Source organism: Kitasatospora phosalacinea, assembly GCF_030268885.1.
Classification (GTDB): domain Bacteria; phylum Actinomycetota; class Actinomycetes; order Streptomycetales; family Streptomycetaceae; genus Kitasatospora; species Kitasatospora phosalacinea_C.
In genome coordinates this window covers 1-17,866 of sequence record NZ_BSSA01000009.1, presented here as the reverse complement: position 1 = coordinate 17,866, position 17,866 = coordinate 1, and the positions used below count along the sequence as shown (strand labels likewise).

Annotated in this window: 14 protein-coding genes; 6 read left to right on the top strand and 8 right to left on the bottom strand. The window is 75.9% G+C overall.

Translation table 11 applies throughout. From position 1 onward, the window contains the following. Window positions 1–32: 32 nt before the first annotated feature. Window positions 33–1,601 carry a class I adenylate-forming enzyme family protein gene (locus QSK52_RS15200; RefSeq protein WP_285736574.1) on the top strand — a complete coding sequence of 523 codons (1,569 nt, stop codon included), beginning with the start codon at window positions 33–35 and terminating at the stop codon, window positions 1,599–1,601. Window positions 1,602–1,655: 54 nt separating this feature from the next. Here the strand turns inward: QSK52_RS15200 and QSK52_RS15195 are convergent, their stop codons facing one another. From QSK52_RS15195 to QSK52_RS15165, 7 genes are all read right to left on the bottom strand, one after another. Continuing rightward, window positions 1,656–2,501 carry an arylamine N-acetyltransferase family protein gene (locus QSK52_RS15195; RefSeq protein WP_285736573.1) on the bottom strand — a complete coding sequence of 282 codons (846 nt, stop codon included), beginning with the start codon at window positions 2,499–2,501 and terminating at the stop codon, window positions 1,656–1,658. A gap of 127 nt (window positions 2,502–2,628) precedes the next feature. Further along, window positions 2,629–4,527 carry an anthranilate synthase family protein gene (locus tag QSK52_RS15190; RefSeq protein WP_285736572.1) on the bottom strand — a complete coding sequence of 633 codons (1,899 nt, stop codon included), beginning with the start codon at window positions 4,525–4,527 and terminating at the stop codon, window positions 2,629–2,631. Further along, window positions 4,524–5,153, bottom strand: coding sequence for an isochorismatase family protein (locus QSK52_RS15185; protein WP_285736571.1), 630 nt, complete (start codon window positions 5,151–5,153; stop codon window positions 4,524–4,526). The genes QSK52_RS15190 and QSK52_RS15185 overlap by 4 nt, the downstream gene beginning before the upstream one ends. A gap of 44 nt (window positions 5,154–5,197) precedes the next feature. After that, entirely contained in the window at window positions 5,198–5,968 is a 771-nt protein-coding gene (locus QSK52_RS15180) for a 2,3-dihydro-2,3-dihydroxybenzoate dehydrogenase (protein WP_285736570.1), read from the bottom strand. A gap of 244 nt (window positions 5,969–6,212) precedes the next feature. Then, complete coding sequence (locus tag QSK52_RS15175; RefSeq protein WP_285736569.1) at window positions 6,213–7,370, bottom strand: 3-deoxy-7-phosphoheptulonate synthase; 1,158 nt, start codon at window positions 7,368–7,370, stop codon at window positions 6,213–6,215. Window positions 7,371–7,686: 316 nt separating this feature from the next. After that, window positions 7,687–9,831, bottom strand: coding sequence for an aminodeoxychorismate synthase component I (gene pabB, locus QSK52_RS15170; RefSeq protein WP_285736568.1), 2,145 nt, complete (start codon window positions 9,829–9,831; stop codon window positions 7,687–7,689). A gap of 153 nt (window positions 9,832–9,984) precedes the next feature. Further along, the gene (locus QSK52_RS15165; protein WP_285736567.1) at window positions 9,985–10,698 is read right to left on the bottom strand and encodes a class I SAM-dependent methyltransferase; all 714 of its coding nucleotides are present in this window, start codon (window positions 10,696–10,698) and stop codon (window positions 9,985–9,987) included. A gap of 313 nt (window positions 10,699–11,011) precedes the next feature. Here QSK52_RS15165 and QSK52_RS15160 point away from each other — a divergent pair, with 313 nt between their 5' ends. Beyond that, on the top strand, window positions 11,012–12,865 hold the full coding sequence (locus QSK52_RS15160; protein WP_285736566.1) for a helix-turn-helix domain-containing protein: 1,854 nt from the start codon (window positions 11,012–11,014) through the stop codon (window positions 12,863–12,865). 44 nt (window positions 12,866–12,909) lie between these two features. Here QSK52_RS15160 and QSK52_RS15155 read toward each other — a convergent pair whose 3' ends face one another. Beyond that, complete coding sequence (locus QSK52_RS15155) at window positions 12,910–14,139, bottom strand: IS701 family transposase (RefSeq protein WP_285736565.1); 1,230 nt, start codon at window positions 14,137–14,139, stop codon at window positions 12,910–12,912. Between the two features lie 305 nt (window positions 14,140–14,444). Here QSK52_RS15155 and QSK52_RS15150 point away from each other — a divergent pair, with 305 nt between their 5' ends. From QSK52_RS15150 to QSK52_RS15135, 4 genes are all read left to right on the top strand, one after another. Beyond that, window positions 14,445–15,431 (top strand): NADPH:quinone reductase, encoded by a 987-nt coding sequence (locus tag QSK52_RS15150; protein ID WP_285736564.1) that lies wholly within the window; start codon window positions 14,445–14,447, stop codon window positions 15,429–15,431. Between the two features lie 122 nt (window positions 15,432–15,553). After that, the gene (locus QSK52_RS15145) at window positions 15,554–16,033 is read left to right on the top strand and encodes an RrF2 family transcriptional regulator (protein ID WP_285736563.1); all 480 of its coding nucleotides are present in this window, start codon (window positions 15,554–15,556) and stop codon (window positions 16,031–16,033) included. A 58-nt stretch (window positions 16,034–16,091) separates the two neighbouring features. Continuing rightward, window positions 16,092–17,318 (top strand): MFS transporter, encoded by a 1,227-nt coding sequence (locus QSK52_RS15140; RefSeq protein WP_285736562.1) that lies wholly within the window; start codon window positions 16,092–16,094, stop codon window positions 17,316–17,318. Between the two features lie 262 nt (window positions 17,319–17,580). Further along, a partial coding sequence (locus tag QSK52_RS15135; RefSeq protein WP_285736561.1) for a thiamine pyrophosphate-binding protein occupies window positions 17,581–17,866 on the top strand: 286 nt, incomplete at its 3' end.

The following is a 17,866-nucleotide window of genomic DNA, read 5'->3' as shown; positions in this document are numbered from 1 at the left end:
ACCCGACGACCAACCGAAGGAGAGACGGAAGCATGTTCCTGCAACGCGTCGGCAACCGGGGCATCCGGCTGGGCACGGTCTTCGACCGCGCCGCCGCCCGCCACCCGGCCAACCCGGTCTACCTGGACCACGACCTGGACATCGCCCCGCAGTTGGGCCGCCGGCTGACCCTGACCGAGGTGGCCGACCTGGTCGACGACTTCGCCTCCCGGCTGTGGGCGGCCCGGGTCCGGCCCGGCGACCGGGTGGTGATCCACAAGTCGGACGGCTTCGACATCTCGCTGCTGGCCTACAGCACGGCCCGGGTCGGCGCCGTCCCGGTGCTGCTCTCCCCCAAGCTGGACGGCGCCACCGTGGCCGAGCTGCTGGCCCGGCTGGAGCGGCCGACGCTGCTCACCGACGCGGCCAAGCTCGCCGACTCGCTGCCCGCCGAGGTGTTCGAGCTGTCCGCGCGGGTGCTGACCGCCGTCGGCGAGCACCCGGGCGCGACCCCGCTGGCCGCGCTGGCCGGGGTCGAGCGGGTGAAGCCGGTGACCGCCCCGCAGGACGGCCCGGCCCTGATCACCCACACCTCGGGCACCACCGGCCTGCCCAAGCTGGCCGTGCAGACCGGCATCACCGTCCAGGCCCGCTGCCGCCCGCAGTCCGTGCTGCTGGCGCCGGTCGGCCGGCACGAGCCGATCGCCGTGCACGTCTCCTTCGTGCACTCCCGGATGATCAGCGGCGCCGCGCTGTTCGCGCTGCGCGGCCACCCGATGATCGTCATGCGGGACGACGCCCCGGAGCACGCCGCCGAACTGTTCGCCCGGATACCCCCCGGCGTCATCGAGACCCACCCGAACACCCTGCTCGCCTGGGAGGTGCTGGCCGACCACCCGGCCCGCCCGCTGGCCCGGGTCCGCTGCTTCAGCAACACCTTCGACGCCATCCACCCCCGCACCGTCGACACCCTGCTGCGCGCCTCCCGGCGCCGCCTGCCGTTCTTCGCCCAGACCTACGGCCAGAGCGAGACCGGCGCGATCTGCGCCCGCACCTGGACCAGGCGGCGGCGCGGCGGCTCCGACGGGCGCTGCGTGGGACGGACCTTCCCCGGGATGAGCGAGGTCCGGGTGGTCAGCCGGGACGGCCGCCCGGTGACCGCGGACTCGCCGGGCCACATCGAGGCCCGCAGCGGCGGCCAGATCATCACCTACCTGGGCGAGCAGGAGCGCTTCGAGGGGCAGTTCTCCGCGGACGGCTGGTGGCGGATGGGCGACCTCGGCTACCGCACCAAGTGGGGCTGCGTGCACCTGCTGGACCGCGAGGTGGACGAGATCCCGGGCATCAGCAGCACCCTCGCCCTGGAGGACGCCCTGTTCACCCGGCTGCCCGAACTGCTGGAGGTGATCATCGTGCCCGGCTCCGGCTCCGCCCCCGTCCCGGTGGTCTGCACCCGCGAGGACCGCCCGCTGGACCCGGCCCGCTGGCAGCGGGCGGTGCGCGGCCTGCCCGACCTGGCCCCGCCGGTGCAGCGCCGCCTGGACGAGCTGCCGCACACCGCCACCACCAAGGTCAAGCGCCTGGAGCTGGCCCGGGAGCTGGCGGCCGCCGAGGAGTCCTGACCCCGACGCACGAGGGCCCCCGGCGGCGCCGGGGGCCCTCGCCGTGCCCGCGGTTCAGCCGGCGGCGGGCAGCAGGCGCAGCACCGCGGCCAGTTCGTCCGGGCCGAGCCGGATGCCGAAGTCCCCGGCGAGGGCGTCGGCGCACTGCCGGTCGCTCAGCCGGGCGGTCTCGATCCGGCCGTCGGCCCGCTCGACGGCGAGGGTCCGCCCGTCGAGGGTGAGGCGGCGTCCGGGGGCGAACCGGGTGAGGTGGATCCGGCCGGTGAACGGGGAGCGCGGGTGGGTGGCGGTGTAGTGGTTCATCACCACGCAGTCCGGCTGGTGCAGCGCGGGGCCGCCCTCGAACCGGTACAGCGGCAACCGGCCCGCGGCGTCCCGCAGTTCGAGGTCCCACCGGTCGGGGGCGCTGCCGGTGCGGCGCAGCAGGTGGCTGCGGGCGCCGTCCCGCAGCAGGGCGCCGTCGGCGAGCGGCAGCGGCTCCAGCGGGCCCTTGACGCCGAACCCGACGTCGGCGAGGAAGTGCGCCGCACCGGCCGCGACCACCAGCACCAGGTGGGTGCGGGGCAGCGGCCGGTCGGTGTTGAGCAGGGCCCGGGCGGCGAGCCGGGTGACCCGGAAGCCGAGGCGCTCCAGGACGGCGGCGAACAGCAGGTTGTGCTCGAAGCAGTAGCCCTCCCGTCCGCGCTCCACCAGCTTGGCCTGCACCAGCTCCGGTTCGAGCGGCACGGGCCGCCCGAGCACCGGGTCGAGGTTGCCGAACGGCAGCGCCAGCTGGTGCGCCCGGTGCAGCCGCCGCAGGGTCTCCGGCGTGGGCGGCAGCGCCCCGAGCACCCCGATCCGCCGCAGGTAGCCCCCGGGGTCCACCAGCGCGGCCCCCCACTCGTCGTCCCGCTCCGCCACCGACCCGTCCTCCTGCCGTCCCACCGGAAACTGCGCCGGGCGGAGTCGGCGTCCGTCCGCCCCGCCCTCCCCTCCCCTTCCTTGCCCCGCCGGGTCGGAACCGCGGCCGTGCGCGGCGCAGTCGCGATCAGGCCACCGCTGACCGGTGCGCCGCGCGCAGCACTCCGGCGATCAGGCCGCCGGTGATCCGCGGGCCGTCCTGGGTGAGCACCGACTCGGCGTGGAACTGCGTGGAGGCGAAGTGCGGGCCGCGCAGGGCGTGCACGTCGCCGGTGGCCGGGTCGCGGCTGATCTCGACCGTGCCGACCCCGTCCACCTGCGCGGTGTCGTACGGGCTGTGGGCGGCGAAGGTGTTGTAGAAGCCGACCCGTTCCGGGCGGCCGAAGAGGTCGATCTCGCACTGGACGCCCTGGTGGGGCACCGGTCGGCGGCGCAGTTCCAGGCCGAGCAGGGTGGCGAGCACCTGGTGGCTGAGGCAGACCGCGAGGAACGGGCGGCGGCGGGCGAGGAGTTCGGCGACGGCGGCGCGCAGGTGGGCGATCTTGGGGTCGCCGGTGCGCCGCGGGTCGCCGGGGCCGGGCCCCATCACGACCAGGTCGTGGCCGTCGAAGGCGTACGGTTCGTCGTACCGGCGGATCGTCACCTCCAGTCCGAGCGCGCCGAGTTGCCGGCCGACCATGGCGGTGAAGGTGTCCTCGGCGTCGACGACCAGCACCCGGCGGCCGGCGAGTTCGGCGTGCTGGCGGGCGCGGGCGGCGTGGTGGCCGAGCCAGAACCCGGAGAGGGTGCGGTTGCGCTGTTCGAGGGCGGCGCGCACCTGCGGGTGGGCGGCGAAGCTGCGGGGGCGGCCGGTCTCCAGGGCGGCGAGCAGGCCGGCCGCCTTGGCGCGGGTCTCGGCGACCTCGGAGGCGGGGTCGGAGTGCCGGACGAGGGTGGCGCCGACGCCGATCCGGACGGTGCCCGCGGGGTCGATCTCGGCGGTGCGGATCAGGATCGCGGAGTCCATGACGGGTCGGCCGTGCCCGTCGCGGCCGATCAGCGCGGCGACGCCGCTGTAGTAGCGGCGGCCGGCGGGTTCGTAGCGGTGGATGACCCGGGCGGCGCTCTCCAGCGGGCTGCCGGTGACGGTGGGGGCGAACAGCGTCTCGCGCAGGACGTCGCGCGGGTCGCGGTCGGTGCGGCCCTCGATCAGGTACTCGGTGTGGGCGAGCCGGGCCATCTCCTTGAGGTAGGGGCCGACCACCCGGCCGCCGTCCGGGCAGATCCGGGCCATCATCTTGAGTTCCTCGTCGACGACCATGTACAGCTCGTCGGCCTCCTTGCGGTCGGCGAGGAAGTCCATGACGCCGTCGAGGGTGGGGCCGCCCGCGGGGTAGCGGTAGGTGCCGCTGATCGGGTTCATGACCGCGGTGCCGCCGTGGAGGCTGAGGTGCCGTTCGGGGCTGGCGCCGACGAAGGTGCGCTCGCCGGTGCGGACCAGGAAGGTCCAGTAGGCGCCGGCCTCGTGCTCGGTGAGGCGGCGGAAGAAGGCCAGCGCGGCGTGCGGGGTGTAGTCGGTGATCTCGGCGAGGAAGGTGCGGCGCAGCACGAAGTTGGCGCCCTCGCCGGTGCCGATCTCGTCGGTGACGATCCGGCGCACCAGGTCGGCGTACGCCTCGTCGTCGAGGTCGAAGCGGGCGCCGGTGAGGGTGGTGGGCCGGTCGGGGATGCGGGCGAGGGCCCGGGCGAGCGGGACGGTGGCGTGCGCGGTGACGGTCAGCGCGAGCAGCGGGGCGCCGTCGTCGGGGGCCTGGTAGCCGCGTTCGGCGAGCTGCCGGTACGGGACCAGGACGAGGACCTCGGCGTCGGACGGGTCGCTGCCGGTGCCGAGCGGGACGTCGGCCAGGGTGGCGGGGGTGGTGACCTCGCCGAGCAGGACGTCCAGGGTGCCGGGGCCGGTGGTCTCGGGCCGGTGCAGGAGGGCGTAGGCGGGCGGCTGGTCGGCCAGGACCCGGTCGAGCAGCGCCTCGGCCGTCCGGTCGGTCATGCGAGCGTCTCCTTGGTGGTGGTCACCATCGCGCAGCGCGCGGCGGCGTAGTCGAGGGCGAGGCGGTGCGAGGCGGCGTCGAAGTCGGCGACGGCGTCGGCGACCAGGAACGGCCGGATGTCGTGGGTGAAGGCCTCGACGGCGGTCATCAGCACGCCGACGTGGGCGTAGACGCCGCACAGCACCAGCTGGTCGCGGCCGTCGGCGCGCATCCGGTCGAGCAGGTCGGAGCGGAAGAAGGCGCTGTAGCGCCACTTGGTGAGCCGCCAGTCGTCGGGACCGGGGGTGAGCGGTTCGACCACTTCGCGGTCGGCGGGGTCGGTGCGCATCCCGGGGCCCCAGAAGTCGAGGAGCAGTCCGCGCTGTTCGGGCGTCATGTCGCCGGGCTGGGCGGTGTAGGCGACGGGCACGCCGAGCTCGACGGCCCGGCGGCGCAACAGGGCCGTGTTGTCCAGCAGTTCGCGGCCGGGCGAGGCGTCCGCCGGGAAGGGGCGGAGGAAGTAGCGCTGCATGTCGTGGACGAGCAGGACGGCGCGGTCCGGGTCGACGGTCCACGACACGGTGTTGGCGGGCAGGTCGCCCGCGGTCGGCATCGGGTAGGGCGCGATGGGCGGAATGCCTGCCATGGGTGGACGCTCCAGGTGGGTGCGGAGGGGGAGGGACGGGCGGGTCAGGCGCCGAGGCCGGCGCCGCCGTCGACCGTGAGGTCGTGCAGGGTGATGTGGCCGGCCGCGTCGGAGAGCAGGAAGAGGACGGCGGCGGCGATGTCGCCGGGGGTGGCGAGCTTGTTCAGCGGGATGCCGATCCGGAACGCCTCGGGGCGGCCGCGCAGGGTGCCCTCGGGGCCGGTCTCGTCGTGCCACATCGAGGTGAGCATCGGGGTGTCGGTGGAGCCGGGCGCGACCAGGTTGCAGCGGATGCCGTACTTGGCGACCTCCAGTCCGAGGCTCTTGGTGAACATCGAGGCGGCGGCCTTGGACGCGGCGTAGGCGGCCATCTCGGCGCGCGGGGTGCGGGCGGCGTTGGAGGCGACGGTGACCAGGGCGCCGCGCCCGCGCGGGATCATCCGGTCGACGACGGCGCGGGAGACGTGGAAGACGCCGTTGACGTTGACGGCGAAGGTGGCCGCCCAGTCCTCGGCGGAGTAGTCGCGGACCTCGCCGAGGCGCAGCACCCCGGCGGCGTTGACCAGCCGGTCGATCGGGCCGAGTTCGCGCTCGACCCGGTCGACGGTCCCGTCGACCGCCTTCCGGTCGCTGACGTCGGTCGGGTGGGCGGTGACGGGGAGCCCCTCGGCGGTGAGCGCGGCCACCACCTGGCGCAGCCCCGCCTCGTCGCGGTCGAGCGCGGCGACGGGGGTGCCCTGCTCGGCCAGGGCGCGGACGACGGCCGCGCCGATGCCGCCGGCGGCGCCGGTGACCAGGGCGATGGTGTCGGTCATGGCGGACCTCCTCCGGGCCGGCCGGGGCCGGCCCGCTCGTGGGCTGGTGGGGTGGTGCGCGCCCGGCGGCTGCGGGCGGCTGCGGGCGGCTGCGGGCACGGAGGGCGTGCGCCGGGCGCTCGCGTGCTCGGCGGTCGGGCGCCCGGCGCGGCGCACCGGGCGGCCGGGCCCGGCAGGCGCGGGCGCGGCGCACGCGCGCCCGCGTGCCCGCGTGCCCGCGTGCCCGGTGCCGGGCGCAGGTCGCTCAGGCGCGCCAGGCGGCGACGACGGTGCGGGCCTGGGCGGGGTTGAGCCGGGGGTCGCAGAGGCTGGTGTACTTGTCGCCGACGTGCGCGGCCGCGGCGTCGTCGGCGCACTCGGTGACGTCGTCGGGCGTGGTCTCCAGGTGCAGGCCCGCGGCGGTGCCGCCGGCCGCGCGGACGGCGTCCTGGAAGCGCCGCACCTCGTGGGCGACGGTGGCGACCAGCCGGGTCTTCAGGCCGCCGGGGGCGGTGAAGGTGTTGCCGTGCATCGGGTCGGTGAGCCAGGCCGCGGGGTGGCCGGCGTCCAGGGCGGCGCGCACCAGGGCGGGCAGCCGGTCGGCGACCAGGTCGGCGCCCATCCGGGCGATCAGGGTGAGCCGGCCGGGTTCGCGGTGCGGGTCGAGCCGGGCGCAGAGTGCGCGCAGCTGGTCGGGGGTGGTGCCGGGGCCGATCTTGCAGGCGACGGGGTTGGCGACGGCGGCGAGCAGCGCGACGTGGGCGCCGTCGGGGTCGCGGGTGCGTTCGCCGATCCACGGCCAGTGGGTGGAGGCGAGCAGGGTGGTGCCGTCGGCGGCCGTCCGGAGCTGCGGCTGTTCGTAGTCGAGCAGCAGGGCCTCGTGGCTGACCCAGACGGGCGGGCGGCGGGCCGGGTCGGGGCGGCCGAGGTGGGCGAGCGTCTCGGCGGCGGCGAGGTGGCAGGGCAGGACGCGTCCGGGGTCGGGGCGGCGCCGCTCGGGATCGGGTTCGGGGCCGTTGACCAGGTGGCCGCGGTAGACCGGGAGTTCGCGGCCGTCGACGTGCTCGGTGGGCCGGGAGCGGGGCTTGGCGTACTGGCCGGCCAGCCGGCCGACCCGCAGGACGGGCAGGCCGCTGGTGGCGGTGAGGAGTTCGGCCAGGTCGTCGAGGAGGGCGGTCTTGCGGGCGACGTCCTGGGCGGTGCACTCGGCGGGGTCCTCGGCGCAGTCGCCGGCCTGCAGGACGAGGGTGCGTCCGGCGGCGGCCTCGGCGAGCCCGCTGCGCAGCCGGGCGGTGTCGGCGGGGTGGACGAGCGGCGGCAGGGCCGCCAGGGCGGTGCGGACGGCGGGCAGCAGCGGGTGGTCGGCCCAGTCGGGCTGCTGGAGGGCGGGCCGGGTCGCCAGGGCGGGCGGGGCGGTGTCCATGGGTGTCTCCCAGGGCGTGGGTGGTCCGGCTCGGACGCGCGGGGAGGCGCGGGCGGGCGGCCCGGACGGACGGCGCGGACGGGTGGCGGGCGGGTCCGGGCCGGGCCGTCCGGCGGTCCCGCCGGCCGGGCTCGTGCCGATCCTGTGCGGTGGTACCGGTCCGGGCCAACGTGCGCCGTCGCACTCCGTCAGGTAACCGGATACTCCATCAGGTGACGGGAGACTCCGTCAGATGGGCGGTGCCCGGGGACGGGTCCGGCACCGGGCGGCGGGGCCGCACGGTGCCGGTGGGGGTGGAGCGGGGGCGGGCCGGGGGTCAGGGCAGGTCGCTGCCCAGGGTCGGGTCGGCGGGGGCGGGGACGGGGGCGTCCAGGCCGTCGGCGCCGGTGAGGGCGAGGAAGGGGGCGGCCTTGACCACGGTCTCCTCCCACTCGGCGGCCGGGTCGGAGAGCGCGATGACGGCGCCGCCGACGCCGTAGCGCATCCCGGCGGGGGTGATCACGGTGGTGCGGATGGCGACGCTGAGGTCGGCCGCGCCGGAGAGCGAGAAGTAGCCGAGGACGCCGGAGTAGACGCCGCGCGGGCCCTGTTCGAGCCGGTCGATGATCTCCATGGTGCGGAGCTTGGGGGCGCCGGTCATCGAGCCGGGCGGGAAGGCGGCGCGCACGCACTGCACGGCGGAGCTGTCGGGGCGCAGCCGGGCGCGGACGGTGCTGACGAGCTGGTGGGCGCGGGCGTGGGTCTCGACCCGGAACAGGTCGTCGGCCCGGACGGTGCCGGTCTCGGCGCAGCGGCCGAGGTCGTTGCGGACCAGGTCGACGATCATCAGGTTCTCGGCCCGGTCCTTGGGGCTGGTGGCGAGGTCGGCGGCGAGCCGGGCGTCCTGTTCGGGGGTGTCGCCGCGGGGGCGGGTGCCCTTGATCGGGCGGGATTCGGCGGTGCGGTGCCGGTCGATCCGCAGGAAGCGCTCGGGGGAGGTGCTGAGGACGGCGGTGCCGGGGAAGTCGAGCAGGGCCCCGAGCGGGGTGGGGCTGGTGCGGCGCAGGAAGCGGTAGTCCTGCCAGGCGTCCCGCGGGCCGTCGGCGCGCAGGACGTTGGTGAGGCAGATCTCGTAACTTTCGCCGGCCGCGATCTCCTCGGTGCAGGCGTCGATCAGGTCGAGGTAGTCGGTGCGCTCGTGCCGGGGCCGGGGGGCGCCGGTGGGCGCGGGCGGTAGGGGCGCCACGGCGCGGTCGGCCGGTTCGGGGAGGGTGGCCAGGGCGCGGACGGCGCTGTCCAGCCAGCGGCGGGCGGCCGCCGGGCCGCCGTGCTCGCTGCCGTCCTCGGCGAGGGCGAGCAGGTGGGCGGTGCCGGTGGCGTGGTCGAGGACGAGGGCCCGGGTGGTGAAGGCGAGGACGGCGTCGGGGTCCTCGGAGCGGTGCCGCAGGCTGCCGCCGCACTCGGCCTTCAGTTCGTAGCCGAGGTAGCCGACCCAGCCGAGGGCGAAGTCGAAGGGCAGCGGGGGCAGTTGGACGTCGAGCGCGGCGAGGTCGGTTTCCAGCCAGTCGAGCAGACCGGAGCGGACGGTGCGGGTGCCGGTGGCGGTGCGGACCTCGAGGGTGCCCGTCCAGGCGTCGGCGCGGACCACCCGGCCGAGCGGCCCGGAGGCGTCGCCCATGATCGAGTAGCGGCCGTCGGCGCTGTCGGGGCGGGTGGAGTCGAGCCAGTGGGGGTGGTCGCCGTGCCGGAACAGCCGGGCGTACGCGGCCTCGCCGTCGCCGCGCAGCGGCAGGGTGCGGGTCAGCACCCGCAGGCGGCGGCGTTCGGGGGCGGCCGCGGTGCGCGGGGGTGCCGCGGGGGCGGCGGGCCGGGCGGCGGCCGGGCGCCGCCCGTGGCGTCCGGCCCCGTGGCGTTCGGTGAGGCGGCGGAAGTTGGCGAGCAGCGCGTGGCCGTGCTCGCCGCCGATCGACTCGGGGTGGAACTGGACGCCCCACTGCGGGCGGGTGCGGTGCCGCAGGCCCATCAGGACGCCGTCCGGGGTCCACGCGGTGGCCTCCAGCTCGGCGGGGAGCCGGTCGGCGGCCAGCGAGTGGTAGCGGACGGCCGTGAACGGGGACGGCAGCCCTTCGAACAGGTCGGTGCCGAGGTGGCGGACGGGCGAGGTGCGGCCGTGGAAGGGCTCGGGCGCCCGGCCGACCCGGGCTCCGTACAGCGCGGCCAAGCCTTGGTGGCCCAGGCACACACCGAGGGTGGGCAGGCCACCGTCGGCCAGTACGTCGCGGCAGATGCCGAAGTCCGCGGGGCGGGTGGGGTCGCCGGGGCCGGGCGAGAGGACGACGTTGTCGAACTCGGCGAGGTGGCGGGCCTGCCAGCGCGGGTCGTTGTTGACGATGACCTCGGGCTCGCGGCCGTTCACCTCGGCGAGGTAGTGGAAGAGGTTGTAGGTGAACGAGTCGTAGTTGTCGATCAGCAGGGTGCGCACGTTTCTTCCCGTCAGGAGCCGTGTCCGGCGGTGGTGCCCGCCCCGGCGGGGCGGGTCGTGGCGGCTGGGCGGGGGCCGCGGTGGTGCTGGTCGGGCGCGTCGGCGGGGCCGGGCGGGTGGCTGCGGTCGTGCCGGGCGGCCGCCGCGGTGGAACTAGTCGGCCGTCGCGGTCACTTCGAGCAGCAGGTGCTCGACCTCCTGCTCGCCCTCGGCGAAGCGGCCCGCGCGCACCACCCGCAGGGAGCGGCCGCACTGCCGGGCGGTGCTGGTGAGCCGCTCCAGGTTCCCGCGTTCGCTGAAGTGCAGCAGCACCCGGCCGCCGGGGGTCACCCGGTGCACCGACTCGGTCAGGAAGCGTCGGTGGGCGGCGTAGCCGGGGTCGACGTAGCCGCGTTCGTGCACGGTGCGGTAGCGGTAGTCGGCGGGTGCGAGCACGTAGTTGGAGTGCCAGTAGACGAGGTCGAAGCGTTCCCGGGGGTCGAGGTCGGCGAACAGGTCGCTGTGCACGGCGCGGACCTTGTGGGTGACGCCGTGGCGGCGGGCGTTGAGCTCCGCGTTGCGGACCGCGGCCTCGTTGATGTCGGCGGCCACCACTCGTTCGTGCCCGGCCAGTGCTCCGGCCACCGCGATCACGCCGGTGCCGCAGCCGATCTCCAGGAAGGAGCCGGTGCGTCCGGCGGCCTGCGGGTCGTCCAGGCCGAGCAGGCGCAGCGAGATCTCGGTGGTCGGCGAGTAGACCGGTGCGAAAACCCCTGGCAGCAGGTCCCACTGGCGGCCGCAGAGGGCGAAGGTCGCCGGCCGGTCCGGGGCGTCGAGCGCCTCCCGGCTGCGCTCCAGGGAACGCCGGTAGTCCTGCAGTGCCTTCATCGCGTGCGCCCGTACCCCTCACTCGCCAGCAGGGCGTTGCCGCCCTGACCACCGCTGCGGCGGCCCCTTCTCATCCTGCAAAACCGGCCGGACCGGCGGGAAGGTGACCCGGCAACACACCGGAGGGGTCCCGGCGGTGCCTGGTCCACCGTCCAGGATGCGGTTCGGACTGCCGCACACCCAGAGTGACGTGATAAACACATGTTCATACCTGGCATGTGCCCGGAAAGAGCGTCGTCACAGGTGGGGGTCCCGCATGGCTCAGCAAGGTGCCTCGACTCGGCCGGACGCACTGACTGTCCTGAACCTGTTGGTGACCGAAGCACCGGTGGCGCACATCGAATCACTGCCCGCCGAGGCCGCGCGCCAGGGCGCGCGGGAGTCCGAACGGGCGGCGCTGGAGCGCGCGGTGCGGATCGGGCTCGACATCTGCGCCCAACGGGGCGCACGCCAGCAGCGCGAGGCCCGCCAGTCCGCGCTCCTGAGCGCCGCTCAGGACCTGCTCGTGCCCACCTCGTTGGACGGCGTGCTCCAGGTCGCCACCCGGCGCGCGCGCCTGCTCCTCGGCTCCGACATGGCGTACGTCAGCTTCCCCGGCCCCGAGCCCGGCATGGCCCACATCCGGGCCTCCGACGGCCACACCTCGACCCTCAACGTCGGCCTGCGGCTGCGCGGCGACGCCGGGCTCGGCCACTCGGCCGTCAGCAACCTGGCGCCGGTGTGGACCCCCGACTACCTGGACGACGACCGGTTCCGGCACGACGAGGACATCGACGAGGTGGTCCGGGCCGAGACGCTGCGCTCGGTGATGGCCGTCCCGCTCAGCCGGGGCGCCCAGCCGTTCGGCGCGCTCTACATCGCCGACCGCAACGTGCGGCACTACACGCCCGAGGAGATCGCCACCGCCAGCCTGCTCGGCGAACTGGTCGGCCTGGCCGCCGGACAGACCGAGGTCCTGGAGGACTCCCGGGCCGCGCTGCGCGCCCTGGAACGGGAGCACCAGCGCACCACCGAGGCGCTGCGGGGCCTGGCCGAACACCGGCGCGCCCACCACGAACTGCTCGAACGCGCCCTCGCCGAGGACGAGTTGCAGCAGCTGGCCGAACTGCTCGGCCACCACCTGGACGGCCCGCTGCGCGTCCACGCCGCGGACGGCAGCCTGCTGGCGGCGGTCGGCCGCCTCCCCGAGGCCGACGCCGCCGACGCCGAGGCGCAGGCCGCCAAGCACCCGGTGCGCACCGCGGACGGCCTGTGGGCGGTCCAGGCCACCGCCGGGGGCGAGGTGCTCGGCAGCGTGGTCGCCCGGCCCGGCGCCGCGGCGGACGGGCACGACGAGGAACTGCTCCGGATCGCCGCCCAGGCGGTCGCCGTCCACCTGCTGCGCACCGGCGACCCGGTCGCCGCCCGCGGGCGCACCCACGACGAGCTACTGGAGGACCTGCTCTCCGGCACGCACCGCCCGCCGCAGCAACTCCAGGAACGGGCCCGCCGGTTGGGCATCGACCTGTCCATCCCCCACCTGGTCGTGGTGGTGCGGCCGGAGGCCCGCGCGGCCGGCCGGGCCCGCGCCCTGGTGACCGGCCTGGCACAGCGGCGGGGCGGGCTGTGGGCGATGCACAACGGCGACGTGGTCCTGCTGCTGCCCGGCACCGCACCCGGGGCGACCGCCCGCGCCGTCCTCGACGAACTCACGCCCCAGCTGGGCGAACCGGTGACGGTCGCCGGGGCGGGCCCGGTCTCCGACGCCCCCTCGGTCTACCACTGCTACCAGGAGGCGCTGCGCTGCCTGGACTCGATGGCCGCCCTGGACATCACCGGCCGCTCGGCCTCCCCCGGCGAACTGGGCTTCCTGGGCCTGCTGCTGGCGGACACCCGGGACGTGCCCTCCTTCGTCGAGTCGGTGATCGGGCCGGTGCTCGACTACGACAAGCAGCGCTTCACCGACCTGGTCCGCACCCTGGACGCCTACTTCGAGACCGGCGGCAGTCCGACCCGGGCCGCCCAGAAGCTGCACGTCCACCCCAACACGGTCGCCCGCCGCCTGGAACGGATCGGCGAACTCCTCGGCCCCGCCTGGCAGGACCCGGCCCAGGCCCTGGAGGTCCAACTGGCCCTGCGCCTGGCCCGGGTCCGCGAGGTCATCACCCGCGACGGCGTCCCGCTCTGACACCGCCCCCGCCCACCGGCACCCGGCGGGCGGGCGACGGGCCGTCAGCTCACCCGCCGCAGGGCCCGCCCGTCGGTGTGGGCGAGCGCCGCCACCGCGTGGGCCGCGGAGGCCAGGGTGACGTGGCGGTGCCAGCCGTTGAACGAGCGGCCGGCGTAGTCGCGGATGCCGGTGCGGTCCGCGATCCCCTCGAAGTCGCGCTCCACCCGGCCGATCAGCTGGCTCAGCCGGAACAGTTGCGCCGGGGGGAGGTCCGGCAGGTCGGTCAGCCACAGCTCCTGCGGCCAGCGCCGGCCGGGGGTGCCGGTGCCGAGCAGCAGCAGGCCGCCGCCCCCGGCCAGGTGCCGGGCCGTCCCGGCGCGGACGGGGTCGCCGACGGCCCGGACCCGTACCGCGCCGACCAGTGCGGCGGCCGGGCCGCCCTCCCGGTCGGGGTCCTGCCAGGCGACCACCCGGCGGCGGTCGCTCCAGGCCCCGGCGATCCGGTGGGCCGGGACCACCTCGCCGCCGCAGGTGCCTGTGAGGCCCTCGGCCGGGCGCAGCGGCAGGGTGCTGGCGATCCGCAGCACGAACGGCAGCCCGGCCGCGCGCAGCAGGTCCACCGCCTTCGCGCCGTCCAGCTCCCGGACGTCCATCACCACCGGCAGGGTGGGCAGCCGCCAGTCCGCGGTGAGTTCGGTCACCGCTTCGACCGCGCAGTCCTCCAGGGTGCGGCTGGTGACGCTGGCCGGGATGGCCGCCTGGCTGCGCCGGGGCACGTCGTCCAGCCAGGCCCGGGAGAGGTGCAGCCGCCAGTTGACCGGCATGCTGACGTCCGGGGAGGCCGACCAGACGCCGACCGCCTGCTGGGCGTTGAGCACCTGGCCGACCGAGGAGATGAACTGGCGGTCCACCCCGACCGAGTGCTCGCCCGCCTTCGGGATGACGGTCTGCTGGACCACCCAGGCCAGCGGCGGGGCGACGGTGCGCAGGTAGTGGGCGAGGGCGGCCCGCACCGGGTCCCAGTCCCAGGTGGAGCTGCTGATGAAGTGGTGCAGGTTCTGCTCGGTGGCCTGCCCGCCGATCAGGCGGGCGATGTTGCGGACCGACTTGCGGCCCTGCGCGCCGAGCAGGCCGCGCAGGTACTCCGTGCCCTTGCGGCGCTGGTCCGCTCTGGGCAGGGACGCGAAGAGCACCGCACTCAGTTCGGAGAGGATGATGTCATGGGAGCTGTCGAGCAACCGAGAACGACCGGGCGCGAGCGTGTCCCTCAGGTGCGGGGCGAAGTCGCTCATCGAGATCTCCAACCTCCACGTGGCAGTGCCTGGTTCGGATGCTCCGACGTTAGGCAGCCGGTCGCCGCCCGGCCCAGGTGCACCGGTCACACGGCTGCCGGACGCGCCTATGGCGGGACCACCGGGCGCCGGGGCGGTGCGCGGCGCGGCGGGCGGGTCGGCGGGGCCGCAGGTGGCGAGCGGGAGGGCGCGGGCGGGCCCGGGTGTGTCAGGACCATCAGGGGGTGGGGGACCGGGCCCGCGAGTTGACGGACAACCGGTCCGATCGGCGGCCCGGGCCCGGCCCGGTGGAAGACTCTGCGGGCATGCGAGCAGCCTTCATCGAGACCCTCGGCGCGCCCGAGGACATCCGGTACGGCGACCTCCCGGCGCCCCGGCCCGGCCCGGCGGACGTGCTGGTGGACGTGGTCGCGACCACCGTCAACCCGGTCGACACCTTCGTGCGCTCCGGGGTGTTCCGCACCGCGCTGGAGTTCCCGTTCGTGGTGGGCCGCGACCTGGTCGGCACGGTCGCCGCGGTCGGCCCGCTGGTGAGCGGTTTCGCGGTCGGCGACCGGGTGTGGAGCAACAGCCTGGGCCACGCGGGGCGCCAGGGCGCGGCGGCCGAGCGGGCGGCCGTCCCGGCGGACCGCCTGTACCACCTGCCCGCCGGGGTCGACCCGGTGCGGGCGGTGGCGGTGGTGCACCCGGCGGCGACGGCCTACCTGGGCCTGTTCACGCACGGCGGGCTGCGGGCGGGGCAGACCGTGCTGGTGTGCGGCGCGGCCGGGAACGTGGGGGCCGCGCTGGTCGCCCTCGCGGTGGACGCGGGGGCCCGGGTGGTGGCCACCGCGGCGGCCCGGGACCTGGCGTACTGCCGGGAGGCGGGCGCCGAGGTGGCGTTGGACTACCGGGACCGGGCGCTGGCCGAGCGGTTGGCCGAGGCGTGTCCGGGCGGGGTGGACCTGCACCTGGACACCTCCGGTGCGAACGACCTGGCCACCGCCGTGGGCCTGTTGGCGCCGCGCGGCCGGATCGTGCTGCTGGCGGGTGCCGCCTCGCGGCCGGTGCTGCCGGTCGGGCCGCTGTACATGAAGGACTGCTCGATCGCGGGTTTCGTCATCTCGCACGCCACCACCGCCGAGTTGGCCGAGGCGGCGGCGGCGGTGAACCGCCTGCTGGCGGCCGGTCGGCTGCGGCCCCGGGCGGTGGAGGTGCTGCCGCTGAGCGCGGCGGCGCGGGTGCACGGCCGGATGGAGCGCGGCGAGCTGCACGGCCGGCGGGTGGTGCTGCGGCCGGGCGACCCGGTCTGACCCGGTCCGACCCGGTGCCGGGTCCGTTCCCCGCCCCGGACGTCCGGTCGGACTTGACATATTTTTCGGCAACTCGGGCTTTCGGCACGACACATCGATTCTGGATGTGTAGTGTCCTGAATATGCGGATGGGAGAAGGAGTCGAGTGGGGGCTGCACTGCTGCCTCACACTGGCGTGGATCGACGCCGACCGGCCGGTGCCCACCGCCCGGCTGGCCGCCTGGTTCGACCTGCCCCCGGCGTACCTGAACAAGCGCCTGCAGGCGCTGGTGCGGGCCGGGGTGCTCAGCTCCACCCCCGGCCCGCGGGGCGGCTTCCGGCTGGGCCGCCGCCCCGAGCAGATCACGCTGATGGACGTGGTGGCCGCCCTGGAGGGCCCCGAGGACGCCTTCCGCTGCACCGAGATCCGTCGGCGCGGTGAGGGCGGCGGGGCCCTCCCGCGCGAGTTCGCCCGGCCCTGCGGGGTGGCCACCGCGGTCCGCCGGGCCGAACTGGCGTGGCGGCGCGAGCTCGCCGACCAGACGGTGGCCGACCTGATGGCCTCCGCACCCCCGGGCGCCGCCGAACGCGCACGCCGCCACTACGCCCGCATGACCGGCTGAACCGCCCCGCCCGCCCGGAACCGCACCGCACCCGCACCGATCCACGAGGAGAATCCGGATGTCCGATGTCTCGATCAAGGCCGGGCGTACGGCCCCGCCCGAGGCCGGCGCACCGCCCCAGGGCGGCCTGTCCTCCACCCTGATCCTGGCCCTGGGCACCTTCGCCGTCGGAACGGACGCCTTCGTGGTGGCCGGCTTCCTGCCGTCCATGGCCGAGGACCTGCACGTCTCGGCGGCCACGGCCGGCCAGTCGGTGACCGTCTTCGCCGCGTCCTACGCCGTGCTCTCCCCGGTGCTGGCCACCGTGCTGGCCCGGCTGCCCCGGCGCAGCCTGCTGGTCGGCGCCCTGTTCACCCTGGGCCTGGCCAACCTGCTCTCCGCACTGGCCCCGACGATGGCGGTGCTGATCGTCAGCCGGGTGCTGGCCGCCGCGGGCGCCGCCGCCTACACGCCCAACGCCGGTGCGGTCAGCGCCTCGCTGGTGCGGCCCGAACTGCGGGCCCGCGCCCTGGCGGTGGTGATCGGCGGCCTGACCGTCGCCACCGCGCTCGGCGTGCCGCTGGGCAGCGCCGCCAGCCACTGGCTGGGCTGGCGCGCCGCGCTGGGCACCGTCGCGGGGCTGTGCCTGCTGGTGGCGGTGGTGCTGCGGCTGATCATGCCGCACCTGCCCGGCAGCGTCCGGGTGCCGCTGCGCACCCGGCTGGCGGTGCTCCGGCGTCCGGCCGTGCTCGCCGTGCTGCCGCTGACGATCCTCGGCATGGGCGCCAGCTACACCGCGTACGCCTACAGCGTGCCCGCGCTGGAGGCGGTGGCGATCCCCGAGAAGGCCGTGCTGTGGATGCTGTTCCTGTACGGTCTGGGCGCGGTGGTCGGCAACCTCGGCGCGGGCTACGGCACCGACCGCTGGGGCTCCGCGAAGGTCCTGACGGTGGGTTACCTGGCGATGGTGCTGTCGCTGGGCGTGCTGGCCTGGCTGGCCTGGACCGGGAGCTCCGTCAAGCCGCTGGTCGGCCTGCTGGTGCTGCTCTGGGGCGCCAGCAGCTGGTGCCAGACGCCGCCGCAGCAGCACCGCCTGATCGCGGTCGCGCCGCAGGAGGCACCGCTGGTGGTGTCGCTCAACTCCTCGTCCATCTACCTCGGCATCGGCCTGGGCACGGTCATCGGGGGCGCCACCCTCGGGGCCGGTGCCGCGGCCGTGTACGGGCTGGGCGCGGCGATCGCCGCCGCCGCCCTGCTGTTCCTGCTGCTCACCCAGCGCTCCGCGGCGCCCGCCCACCAGGGCTGACGCCGCGTCTGGTCCCGGCGGCCACCCGCACAGCACGGCCGCCCGGGCCCCCTTCCTGACGGTACGGCGTCGCACCCCCGGCTGAAACACCCCTCAGCGCGCGACGACCGACGGCCGGAACGGAGAGAGACCCTGCCGTTCCGGTTTCGCCGACACGACACCCCGGCCGTTCCGGGCACCGCGCACCACCACCGGCCCCGGCCGGGACAGCCCGTCCGCGCTCGCCGCGGGCTCCCGTCGACGAAACTCAGAGGTTGTCCCGATGACCCAGCTCACCGACTCCCCCGCCGTGGCCGCCGTCCCGGCTCCCGGCCGCCCCGCGGCCGCCCCCTCCGTCCCGTCCGTCCCGTCCTGCGAGGGCGCGCACCTGACCGGGGCGGAGGCCCTGGTCCGCTCGCTGGAGACGCTCGGGGTGGACACCGTGTTCGGCATCCCGGGCGGTGCGATCCTGCCCGCGTACGACCCGCTGATGGACTCCACCAAGGTCCGTCACATCCTGGTCCGGCACGAGCAGGGCGCGGGCCACGCCGCGACCGGCTACGCGCAGG